This is a genomic window from Massilia alkalitolerans DSM 17462, from assembly GCF_000427785.1.
GTDB classification, from domain to species: Bacteria; Pseudomonadota; Gammaproteobacteria; order Burkholderiales; family Burkholderiaceae_D; genus Telluria; species Telluria alkalitolerans.
In genome coordinates this window covers 1-12524 of sequence record NZ_ATYR01000056.1, presented here as the reverse complement: position 1 = coordinate 12524, position 12524 = coordinate 1, and the positions used below count along the sequence as shown (strand labels likewise).

At 60.2% G+C, this 12524-nt stretch carries 6 protein-coding genes and 1 pseudogene; 4 read left to right on the top strand and 3 right to left on the bottom strand.

The features are described from left to right. The coding region (locus tag YWC_RS0126410) for a transposase (RefSeq protein ID WP_027868043.1) at positions 1-215 on the bottom strand (215 nt) is incomplete at its 3' end. Between the two features lie 817 nt (positions 216-1032). On the opposite strand from YWC_RS0126410, the gene YWC_RS0126405 reads away from it, so the two are divergent. The 4 genes from YWC_RS0126405 (at position 1033) to YWC_RS0126390 (ending at position 11366) form a co-directional block, all read left to right on the top strand. Next, positions 1033-1938, top strand: a complete 906-nt coding sequence (locus YWC_RS0126405; RefSeq protein WP_036216277.1) for a BrxR family transcriptional regulator — start codon at positions 1033-1035, stop codon at positions 1936-1938. Between the two features lie 22 nt (positions 1939-1960). Next, positions 1961-5488, top strand: a complete 3528-nt coding sequence (locus tag YWC_RS0126400) for a helicase-related protein (protein WP_027868041.1) — start codon at positions 1961-1963, stop codon at positions 5486-5488. 77 nt (positions 5489-5565) lie between these two features. Further along, positions 5566-8463 carry a DUF1156 domain-containing protein gene (locus YWC_RS0126395; protein ID WP_027868040.1) on the top strand — a complete coding sequence of 966 codons (2898 nt, stop codon included), beginning with the start codon at positions 5566-5568 and terminating at the stop codon, positions 8461-8463. Positions 8464-8474: 11 nt separating this feature from the next. After that, positions 8475-11366 (top strand): ATP-binding protein, encoded by a 2892-nt coding sequence (locus tag YWC_RS0126390; RefSeq protein ID WP_027868039.1) that lies wholly within the window; start codon positions 8475-8477, stop codon positions 11364-11366. Between the two features lie 116 nt (positions 11367-11482). On the opposite strand, the gene YWC_RS33215 is transcribed toward YWC_RS0126390, so the two are convergent. After that, positions 11483-12214 carry a UvrD-helicase domain-containing protein gene (locus YWC_RS33215; RefSeq protein WP_211239005.1) on the bottom strand — a complete coding sequence of 244 codons (732 nt, stop codon included), beginning with the start codon at positions 12212-12214 and terminating at the stop codon, positions 11483-11485. Positions 12215-12277: 63 nt separating this feature from the next. After that, positions 12278-12524: pseudogene (locus YWC_RS0126385) on the bottom strand (IS5/IS1182 family transposase); the annotation flags it as partial.

Sequence of the window (12524 nt, the reverse complement as noted above, 5' to 3'; positions counted from 1 at the left end):
CGCTTGAGTTCGGCCTTCAGGCGCCGCATCTCGTCGGACTGGGCATCGACGGCCTTGCGCTCGGCCTCGGGCACGCCATAGCGCTTCCTCCAGGCGTACAGGCTATGGATGCTTACCCCGAGCCGAGCCGCAACTTCGCTCGCCGGGTGACCGCCCTGCGCCACCTGCTTGACCGCTGCGATCTTGAATTCCTCTGTGTACCGCTTCCCACTCATATCTTCTCCTTGTGCCCGACATTATGGCTGAGGAGTGTCTACGATAGTCGTGGCGATTCACCATTTAGCAAGCTTCATATCAACGAAACGCAGGAGATGAAGGCCAGCCGCCACAACCAGAACGCTGCGGTCGTTTCGCAGTTTATGAACGTTATTAAGCGTAACATGGGGAGCTAGCGGCTGTTCGCCGACGAGCCGGAATTCGTGTCCCCTGTCCACGACGCTACGAACTTCCTAACCGGAATGCCAGTCATGGCTGATGCATATTCTCGGCACTGCTGAAGTGGCATCGGCTAAGGCGAGCTGCTACGTATATGCGCCCGTCAGAGTTCCCCTGTTCTGGCTATATGTGCTGTGCAGCCCCGGCCGCCGCTTGGTCAATGCCGGCATGACGGGCGACTGGTCATGGCGTGTCTCAGCATGGTCCGATGCAGCTGCGCATCGCAGCCCGTCGCTCATCAACTACCAACACGAAGGCGCCGGTGTGATCGTAGCCCTGCCCAGCTCAACCAGGTTGGCGTCGCTGTAGGGACCAGCTCCAACTTTGACACGCGGCTCGTTAGCGTGAACCCCAACAGTAGAGGCGCTAGCGGACTGTCGGGATAAATAGACCTCACGGCTGAGCGTGCAGCCTGTTGCTCCAACTCGAGCAGCTCGTTGTCTACGAGGTGAGCCTGGATCTCTCCGTCGTCGTGGCGATTCATTTTGACTCTTTAGGGCGAGCACAATCACCAGGATAACTTTATCAAAATGATTAACCAAAGAGCTTGAATATGGTATTGTGCTACCGGGAAATTATTAGAAGAGTGATCAGGCTATGCCTTTCTTAGACCACCTGGAAGAGCTGCCAAAAACACAACGCGAGCGTCTGGCCTATATTGAGGTCAAGGCGTTTTTCTGCGGCGACCTGACTCGCTATGATATCGAACGGCGCTTCGGGGTAAAGCCGGCGGCGTCAGCGCGGGATCTGGCCGCCTACCGACGCTTGGCGCCGAGCAACCTGGTCTACGACGCATCTCTGCGCAAATACTTACCTACGCCCGAGTTCTCACCGATTTTCGAACAATCGGCCGAGCGTGCTCTAATGTGGTTCCGATCCGGAATTGGCGATGGTCTAAGCGTCAGCGGCCGCCGTGTTATCCCGTGCGAGAGCGCTGGTGAGCTTGTCTCTCCTGATGTGCGGACCTTAGGCGTGCTCACGCGCGCAATCACGGCTGGCGAACTAGTCGAGGTGAGCTATCTCTCCATGTCGTCGGGACCCTCGGCAAAAACGCTTGCACCGCTGGCTCTCGCGGATACGGGCCTTCGTTGGCATTTGAGAGCGTTCGATCAGGAGAAGAAGTGCTTCGCGGATTTCGTGCTGACTCGGATTATCAAGGCGACTCCACTGAACCGATCAATTCCGGAGGAAGAGCGTCTCGAGCATGACGTTCAGTGGACGCGCATCGTCGCGCTCGATCTGGTTCCTCACCCTGGCGTAAAACACCCGAAAGCCGTGGAAGCCGACTACGGCATGACCGATGGTTCTTTGATGCTTCAGCTGCGGGCTCCAATGGTCGGCTACGCCCTGAAGCGGTGGGGCGTGGACTGCTCCGAAGACCATTCGCTGGACCCAGCGTCGCACCACCTCTGGCTAGCGAATCCACAGACTCTCTACGGCGTAGAAAGCGCCGCCTTGGCTCCGGGCTACAAAGCTCTTGAGCTCGCCGTGAAGGCGCGCTGAACTCAATGAAAGACTGTTCACTATGAAGCTGGAATCAATTTCCAAGGGCGCTCTCATCTCTGGGATTGAAGAGGGGCGAGTCGTTCGCGTTGTGAGCGCGGATCCGCTCGGCGACAACGCGATGACCGTGGTCTACAAGAGCGACGACGGAAGGCTGGGCGAGCGCGTCGTGTTCAGGAGCGACGAGACCAAGCTGTTGATCGCCTCTGCGGGAAGGCCGTGGAGCTTTGACGCGGACGGTGCGGACTTCAAGCTAGCGGCGGAGGCATACAGGATCCATTTGGCGCATCTGTTCGACCCCATGATGGCGGTCCACACCTCGAATGTTCAGCCGCTCCCTCACCAGATCACAGCAGTCTACGAGTCGATGTTGCCAAGGCAGCCGCTGCGCTATGTCCTGGCTGACGATCCCGGCGCCGGCAAGACGATCATGGCGGGTCTTTTGATTCGCGAGCTTTTGATGCGGGCCGACGCCGCGCGCATCCTCATCGTGTCCCCCGGCAGCCTGGTCGAGCAATGGCAAGACGAGCTGTTTGAAAAGTTTGGCCTCTCGTTTTCGTTGTTCACCCGCGAACTGGTGGATCAGAGCCGGGCGGGGAATCCTTTCGATGACCACGACTTGCTGGTGGCGCGTCTGGATCAGCTGTCTCGAAGCGAGGAGCTCCAAGAGAAAATCTGCAATTCCCGCTGGGACCTGATCGTTGTCGACGAGGCTCATAAGCTGTCGGCGACCTGGTATGGCACGAAGGTCAACGAGACCAAGCGCTTCAAGCTTGGGCAGCTGCTGGGCTCGGTCACGCGTCACTTCTTGTTGATGACCGCGACGCCGCACAATGGCAAGGAAGAGGACTTCCAGCTGTTCATGTCGCTGCTGGACTCCGATCGCTTCTACGGCAAGTTCCGCGATGGTGCGCACAAGGTGGATGTAACCGACCTGATGCGCAGGATGGTCAAGGAAGACCTCTTGAAATTCGACGGCACGCGCCTGTTTCCTGAGCGCGTGGCCTACACCGCCAATTACAGCCTCTCCGACGCCGAGCGCCAACTCTACATCGACGTGACCACTTACGTCAAAGAGGAGATGAACCGCGCGGACAAGCTAGATGGAAAGCGCAAGGGCACGGTCGGCTTCGCCTTGACCGCGTTGCAGCGTCGGCTGGCCTCGAGCCCCGAGGCGATCTACCAGTCGTTGAAACGCCGGCGGGAGAAGTTAAAGCGCCGCATCAGCGAGGAGAAGATCAAGCAAAACGGCGGGGCGAAGCCGATGGCCGAGACTTATATCGACAAGGGCTCCGAGGACATTTGGGAGTCGGCCGAGGACATGGCGCCGGAGGACTACGAGAATTTTGAGGAGGAGCTCGTCGATCAGGCTAGCGCCGCCCAAACCATCGCGGAGCTCGAGGCGGAGGTGTTCACGCTGGGCCATCTCGAAGAGCAAGCCAAGTCGCTCGTTCACTCCGGACAGGACCGGAAATGGGAGGAGCTGCGCGAGCTGCTGCAAAACACGCCCGAGATGCGCGGCGCCGACGGCTTGCAGCGCAAGCTCATCATCTTCACGGAACACCGCGACACCCTCAACTACCTCGCGGACCGGATCCGAGGCCTGCTGGGCAAGCACGAGGCCGTAGTGATGATCCACGGCGGCGTCCATCGCGAGGATCGGCGCAAGGTCCAGGAGCTGTTCCGAAACGACAAGGATACAAGGGTTCTGCTGGCGACCGATGCGGCGGGCGAGGGCGTGAACTTGCAAAACGCCCATCTGATGGTCAACTACGACCTGCCTTGGAACCCCAACCGCTTGGAGCAGCGCTTCGGCCGCATTCACCGAATCGGCCAGACCCAGGTTTGCCACCTCTGGAACATGGTCGCCGCGGAGACGCGCGAGGGGGATGTGTTCCAAAAGCTGTTCGACAAGATCGAGATCGAGCGCAAGGCGCTTGGCGGCCGCGTGTTTGACATCCTGGGCGAGGTATTTGACGGAGTGAGCCTGCGAAACCTGTTGATCGAGGCGATTCGCTATGGTGAGGATCCGGCTCGGAAGCTCCACCTGCGCGAGGTCGTCGCCGACGCGCTCGAGACAGAGAAGCTGCGGGAAATCATCCGCCGCAACGCCCTGGCCGAGGAGGTCATGGACGAGCGGCGGCTGTTTGAGCTGAAAGAGGAGATGGAGAAGGCGGAGGCGCGCAAGCTGCAGCCCTACTTCATCCGCTCGTTTTTCGCCCAGGCGTTCGAACGGCTCGGCGGCGATTTGCGGCCTCGCGGCTCCGGCCGATACGAGATCACCTTTGTGCCCGCTTCCATTCGGGAGCGCGATCGTCAGATCTCCGGGCGCGACCGGCGCAGCTTGAATCCCGTGGTGACCAAGTACGAGCGCGTCTGCTTCGAGAAGGGCAAAGTGACGGTCGAGGACAAGCCCAATGAGGCGGTGGCCAGCCTTCTGCACCCGGCCCACCCGCTAATGCAGTCGGTCGTAGATCTCATGATCGAGCAGCACCGGGGCAAGTTAAAGCAAGGCGCGGTTCTGGTGGACCCCAACGACGAGGGGATCGATCCGAAGCTGATGTTCCTGATCGACCATTCCGTCAAAGAGGGCGGGGAGTCTGGCGTGGTCGTCTCACGCAGGCTTCAATTTGTGACCATTGATCGCCATGGCGCGATCGCGAACGCGGGCTGGGCGCCGCACTTGGACCTTAACCCAATCGAGCCGTGGCAGCGCCAGCTGGTGGGCCCTGAGATCGAAGCGGACTGGATCAAGAAAGATCTGGAGGTGGCCGCGCTGGGCCACGCCTCCGATCGGCTGGTGCCTGAGCATTTCGACGAGATCCGCGACCGGCGGGAGCGCCAGGTCGACAAGAACTTGGCCGCGATCCATGAGCGCCTCGTCAAGGAAATCGACTACTGGTCGGATCGCCACGAGAAGCTCAAAACCGATCTCTCCGCGGGAAAAGACGTCCGGCTGACCTTGGAGAATGTGCGCCGGACGATCGACGAGCTAACCGTCCGGCTGGAGTCGCGCACGAAGGAGCTTCAAGCGATGCGCGATGTGGTGTCGAGCGTCCCGGTAATCGTGGGCGGCGCGCTGATCATTCCCGCCGGCCTGATTGCCATGCGCAGCGGAGAGGCCGAGGGGCCAACCTGGTCGGCTGACGCCAAAGCTCGCGCGCGGGTTGAGAAAGTTGCAATGGATGCGGTCCGCAAAGCTGAGGAGGCGTTCGGGCACGAGGTGATCGATGTCTCGGCGGAGAAGTGCGGCTGGGATTTGACCGCTGTGGTGCCGGCCGTCGACGGCAAGCTGCCGCAGGCGCGCCACATTGAGGTCAAGGGGCGGTCGAAAGGGCATTCGACTATCACCGTCACGCGCAACGAGATCCTTTACGGGCTGAACCAGGCTGAGAAATTCATTCTCGCGATTGTGCTCGTCGACGAGGAGAGTCACGAGGGCCCTTTCTATATTCGCGATCCGTTCACGCAGGAGCCCGACTGGGCAGTGACCAGCGTCAATCTGGATCTCGCGTCCTTGCTCAAACGAGCAACGCCAAACGGAGCCTGAGATGAGGGCAGCCATTATCCACGCGGCCCATCAGCTGCAAAGCCAGCGCGAAGCGCTGTGACAACATAAAGCATCAAATGACGACAATCAAAACCCCCAAAAAGCTCATCGAGGTCGCCCTGCCTCTGGACGATATCAATGACGCGGCCGGCAAGGAGAAATCCATCCGTCAAGGCCACCCGTCCAGCCTGCATCTGTGGTGGGCGCGGCGTCCGCTATCGGCGGCGCGCGCGGTGATCTTCGCGCAGATGGTGAACGACCCGGGCTACGAGCGCAACCTGGGGCGAGGGGTCAACAAAGAGAAGGCCAAGCTCGAGCGCGATCATCTTTTCGGGCTGATTCGGCGTCTCGCGTCGTGGGAAAACACCAATGACGCCAAGCTCCTCGAAGAGGCGCGCGCGGAGATCGCCAAAAGCTGGCGCGAAACCTGCGAGCTCAACCGCGGCCATCCGGACGCCAAAGAGCTGTTCAACCCGGAAAGGCTCCCAGCATTTCACGATCCCTTCGCCGGAGGCGGTGCGCTGCCGCTTGAAGCCCAGCGATTGGGGTTGGAGAGCTTCGCCACCGACTTGAACCCTGTCGCGGTCCTGATCAATAAAGCGATGATCGAGATCCCGCCGAGGTTCTCGTCCAGAGCGCCTGTCGGCCCCATTCACGAGTCGATCAAGCAGGCGCGCCTGCCGACCGATTGGAACGGAGCGCAAGGCTTGGCGGAGGATGTGCGCCGCTATGGGCGATGGATGCGCGACGAAGCGTTCAAGCGCATTGGCCATCACTATCCCGAGGTCGATCTGGGCAAAGAGCAGGGCGGCGGCCAGGCGACCGTGCTCGCCTGGCTGTGGGCACGCACCGTCAAGAGCCCCAACCCGGCGTTCTCGCATGTCGACGTCCCCCTGGTGTCCAGCTTCATCCTCGCTAATCGCGCCGGCAAAGAGTCTTATGTCGAGCCCGTGGTCAATGGCGACACCTATCGCTTCGAAGTGCGCTCCGGAAAGCCGCCGGAGAGCGCGAAAAGCGGAACCAAGGCAGGAAAGGCCAAGGACTTTTTCTGTCTGCTGAGCGGCTCGCCCATCGCGCGCGACTATATTCGCGCCGAAGGGAAGGCGGGGCGCATCGGCGTCAAGCTCATGGCCATCGTTGCTGAAGGCGTGAAAGGCCGCATTTACCTGTCGCCCACCGAGGCGATGGAGGAGACCGCTCATCGCGCGGCGAACGAGTCCATTGTCGACGAGGCGCGTCGGTCGTTCCTGTCCGGCTCGACGCCGACGCGCGCGATGATCACCGGGGGCGTGTGCTCGGCGTATGGCTTGACTACATGGGGCCACATGTTCACGCCGAGGCAAATCGTCTGCCTGACCACGTTTTCCGATCTCGTTTCGGAGCTCCGGGAGCGGATCAAGGCCGACGCGATCGCCAGCGGCTGGCAGGACGATCATCGCTCTCTCGACGATGGCGGCCTGGGGCCAGCAGCTTACGCGGATGCCATCTCGATCTTCATGGCGTTTTGTCTGGACAAGATGGCGGATCTGGGCAACAGCCTGGTTCGCTGGGAGCCCACCGCTCAATGTCCGCGCCAGCTGTTTGGCCGGCAGGGCTTCCCCATGCTGTGGGACTTTGCCGAGGCCAATCCCTTCTGCGACAGCTCGGGCTCCTGGGAGGTCTTTATCGATGGCGTGGCCAAGGCAATGGACAAAGTGTTTGCGATCACCCCGGAATGGTTCCGCGGTCATGCCGCTCAGCAAGACGCGCAGACTCAAAGCGTCTCGCTTCGCAAAGTGGTCTCCACGGATCCGCCTTACTACGACAACATTGGCTACGCAGACCTGTCCGACTTCTTCTATGTCTGGCTGCGCCGCGCTTTGCGTCCGGTCTTCCCTCAGCTGTTTTCGACCATGCTCGTACCCAAGGCGGAGGAGCTGGTGGCGACGGTTTACAGGCATGGCAGCAAGCCGGCGGCGGAGAAGTTCTTCCTTGACGGGATGACGGAGGCCATGCATCGCTTGGCCGACCAGGCTCACCCCGCTTTCCCAACCACGATCTATTACGCGTTCAAGCAGGCTGAGACAACGGACGCAGGGACGAGCAGCACGGGCTGGGAGACCTTCTTGGAGGCGGTTCTGGCGGCCGGCTTCGCCATCACGGGAACCTGGCCGCTTCGCACCGAAAACGACAGTCGAATGGTGAGCCAAGGGACCAACGCCCTGGCCTCGAGCATCGTGCTCGTGTGTCGCCAGCGAGCCGAGTCCGCTTCCTCGATTTCGCGCCGGGACTTCCTGCGCGAGTTGAAGGATGAGTTGAAAGAGGCGGTGGACGTGATGATTGGCGGCGCCGAAGGCATTTCGCCTGTTGCCCCGGTCGACCTCGCGCAAGCCGTGATTGGTCCGGGGATGGCCATCTTCTCGAAATATACGTCCGTGCTGGAAGCCGACGGAAGCCCCATGACGGTCCACACCGCCCTTACCCTCATCAACCGAATGCTGACCGAGGGGATCGACGATTTCGACTCGGACACCCAGTTCTGCTTGGGATGGTTTGACGAGCATGGCTGGGCCGCCGGCGAGTTCGGCAAAGCCACGGTGCTGGCCAGGGCCAAGGGAACCAGCGTGGACCATGTCCGAGACGCTGGGGTGGTGGAGGCCTTGTCGGGCCGCGTCAGGCTGTTCAAGCCTGTCGAATACGCCGACGAGTGGTCGCCATCGAAGGACAACAACACGCCGGTATGGGAGGCGCTGCATCAGCTCATCCGCGCCCTTCGCGCCAGTGGCGAAGGGGTGGCGGGAGCGCTGTTAGCGGGGATGCCGCAGCGGGCCGAGCCCATCCGAAGCCTGGCCTATCGGCTCTACACCCTCTGCGAGCGCAAGGGATGGGCCGAGGACGCGCGGGCATACAACGAGCTGATCACCTCGTGGGTTGGCATTGAAGAGGCGTCGCATGTTAAAGGGCACTTGGGATCGCAAGTCGCCATGGACATCTAAGGAAGAACACCATGACTTTGAAACCTTGGCGAGAAATCGCCGTTCCGCATGAAGATGTCCTGAAGGGCACGTTCCAGCAAGCTGAGTTCGCCGCCGACATCTCGAAGGTCCATCAGGGCATCGCGCCCGAAGAGTATCAGGACGCCTCGCTGTTCTTCCAACGGACCTTCATCACGGAGGGGATGCGCCTGTTGCTGGACTCGGTCGTAAAGCGCCTGGCCGGGAAGGGCGGCGATCCAGTCGTCCAGCTGCAGACGGCGTTTGGCGGCGGCAAAACCCACACGCTGCTGGCGGTCTATCACCTGGCGACGGGAGCGACCCCCGCGAGCAAGATGCTGGGCATTTCGCCGATTCTCGACGCGGCCGATATCACTGAGCTTCCGAAAGCTCGGGTTGCTGTTTTGGATGGCGTGGATCTGCTCGACCTGGCAAGCAAGCCGCGCGCGCATGGGAGCGTGACGGTCAAAACCATTTGGGGCGAACTCGCTTGGCAGCTGGGCGGCGAGGCGGCCTACGCCAAGATCATGGAGTCCGACCGCGACGGAACCGCCCCGGGCAAAACGGTCCTTGCTGAGATCATCGGAGGTAGCGCGCCTTGCATCATCCTGATGGACGAGCTGGTGCGCTATGTGTCCCAGTTCGAGGAGGGGAAGACGCTGTCGGGCGGCACCTACGACACCCAGCTCTCCTTTGTTCAGGCGCTGACCGAGGCCTTAAAAGCGGTGCCAAACGCGATCCTTCTCGCGTCGCTCCCGTTCTCCGATCGCGAGGCGGGGAGCCAGCAGGGCGTCAAAGCGCTGCGGGCGCTGGAGCATTACTTTGGACGCGTGCAAGCCTTATGGAAGCCCGTAGCCACCGAAGAGGCTTTCGAGATTGTCCGCCGGCGCCTTTTCGCCAAGGTCACCGACGAGCTCGCGGCCGAGGAGGTGTGCAGAGCGTATGCAGACTATTACACGGCCAACGCCGGGGATCTTCCTCAGGACGTCCAAGGCAGCGGCTACCTCGAGCGGTTAAAGCACGCCTACCCCATCCATCCGGAGGTGTTCGATCGACTTTACGAGGACTGGTCGTCGCTTGACAATTTCCAGCGCACTCGCGGCGTGCTGAAAATGATGGCGACGGTCATCCACCGGCTCTGGACCACAGGGAACAACGACCTGCTGATCCAGCCTGGAAGCCTGCCGCTCTTTGACTCCGCCACGCGCAACGAGGCGATCTACTACCTTCCGCAAGGCTGGGATCCTGTTCTGGAGCGCGACATCGACGGCGAGCGCGCGGCGACCACGGAGCTCGACAACGCTCGGCCCTTGTTTGGGGCGATTCACGCCTGTCGCCGAATCGCGCGCACGGTGTTTCTGGGCTCGGCCCCAGACGCCGGCGCGGTGGGCGGAGCCAAGCATCATCGCGGCATCGAGCTCGAGCGGGTGCTGCTGGGCTGCGCTCAGCCGGGTCAAGTGTTGGGGCATTACAAGGACGGCGCACGCGCCTTGGTCGACCGCTTGCAATACCTCAACAGCGCGAACAACCGCTTTTGGTTCGACACGCGCCCGAACTTGCGTCGCGAGATGGAGGAGCGCAAGCGCCGTTTCAATCTGCGAGAGGACGTCTACCCGTTCATCAAGGACAAGCTTCGGTTCTCCAACGGTGTTTTTGGCGGCGTCCATGTGTTCACGTCCTCGGCCGATGTGCCGGACGATTGGCAGCTGCGTTTGGTCGTGCTCCCGCCCGAGGCGACGTTTAGCAAGGGCGCTCAATCCGCGGCGATCGACGCGGCCACCGCTATTCTGAAAAACCGGGGCGACCAGCCTCGACAGAAGCAAAATCGATTGGTCTTCCTGGCACCGGACACCGACAGCCTGGCGCGCCTGAAAGACCAGGTCACCTCGTCTCTGGCCTGGAGGTCCATCGTTGACGATGTGCGCGAAGGCCGACTGAATCTTGACGGCCACCAGACCAAACAAGCCTCAAACAGCCTCGACCTGGCCAACGACGCGCTGGGCCGCATGATCCGCGAAACGTACAAGTGGCTTCTGACTCCGCTGCAAGAGGCGAAGCCGGGCAAAGGAATTGGCGAACTTCAGTGGGATCATTTCCAAATCAATCCGGCGGTCATCAATCGCGTGGAAGAGATTGAGCGTGTGCTCAAGGAGAACGAGCTGCTCATTAACGAATGGGCGCCGATTCACTTGGCTAAAATGCTTCAGACCTGGTTCTGGAAAGACGACACGCCGACCGCCGGTGCGCTGGATGTGTGGCAGAAGACGTGCTGCTATCTGTATCTGCCGCGGCTGCGTGACTCCGACACGATCCGCTCGACAATCGCCGCCGGCCTCTCATCCCGCGATTTCTTCGGCATCGCATATGGAATCGAGGAAGGGCGCTATCAGGGATTCCACTTCGCTGAAAACACGACCCCGATTTTCGACGAATCGCTTCTGCTAATTGATCCAAAGGCGGCGTCGACCTTTGCCACGCTCCTTGCCGAGGAAGCGGCCGAGCGGGAAGCGAAAGCCAAAGGCGTGGGCGCGGGGGCGGTTGACGGTGCTGGGCAAACGAGTGCGAGCGGTGCAGGAGCGTCGACAGGCTCCGCTTCTAAGAGTGACGGCTCTTCAGGATCCAGTTCAACCGCATCCACCTCAGAGTCGGGGCCTAGCGGCAATAGCGCGCCTGCCAAAAAACGTATGTTCTTTGGCGCCGTCGAGCTGAACCCGAATCAGGCTAAATTGCAGTTCTCCGATGTGGCCGAGGAGATCCTGATGCTATTGAACAAGCCCGGAGTCAAGCTCCGCATCGCCGTCGAGATTGAGGCCGAGTCCCAAACCGGGTTCGACGAGGCTGTGCAGCGTTCCGTGCGCGAAAACTGCGACCAACTGAAGTTCAAAAACCGCTCGTTTGAGGATTAATATCGATTCGGGCGTTAGAGTATCGCCCAGCATCGGCGGCGCTCGGGTATTGGGGCTCAGCGCGAGCAGCGCCCCGATAAGCCATCGTAGAGTCGAGGCCGTCGCCCGACCTTTTCCTATTGGGATACTCTAGCCCCGACAGGGACATCTGGGCGCCAGAAAGTCAACGTTGACTTTCCTGCGTCGTCCAAAACGATGGCGACGCTTTGCTTCGCCCGTGTGACTGCCACATAAAAACTGCATGCCGGAGTCGCTTCCAAGTAAGTGCCCTCCGCGATAAATTCAGCAATTGTGGCAGTGGGAAAAATCAAGACGCGTTCAAAGGTCATACCCTTCGCGACTTTGAAATTTAAAAAATGATAATTCCAGTTCCTAGCCGAGGTAACGCTGTGCCTAAGACATTGCGGTTGATACCGGTTGACGTAGTCTTCAACGTGCTCAGTCGCTACAAGATGAACGCCGTCGTGCTCGGTCTCAATTTCATTCTTCGATTCCGTAGCCGGGAAATCCCAAGAAGGGTTGAATATAGTGTCGGAAAAGGAAGCAATTTTCGGATGACATCGCCACGTAATGCGGCTCTCTTTAATACTTAATAGACCTTCCTTTTCTCGCTCGCGAAACCATGTAATAGAGTTGGCGTAGGAATATCGCGCGTTCTTTTTACTCCTTGGATTTGTCGCTAAAACAGACTGTCGAATGTCTCCGACTAAGCGTATATCAATGCATGATCGTAGTAAAACTTCAAAAATATCCCAGTCATATGAGCTAAGGTCCTGCACCTCATCAATCAGTATTTCGTCGTAAATGCATTCTAGTCTCCGTAGCAATGCGCCTTTACTATCGCTCACAAGTTCGTGAGGCTTTGTTGCATAAATCAATTGAGCGCGTAGTACCCCAAACCCCAGACGGATTTACGGCATGGTCACCGCTACGGTCGTGGGCGTGCCCAAGCGCGTGAAGCGATTGAGGATGGCGGCACGGACCTGCAACTCGGCGACCTGACGGTCGAAGTCGCGCGCCATGACGCGTTCACCAAGCAGCTTGAAGCAACGCATTTTGGTCTCGACAAGGCTGCGCCGGTGATACCCGCTCCACTTTTTCCAGATCTTCCGGCCAAGCCGGCGGGTGGCCGCCAGGATGGCATTGCGCGCTTTGGCA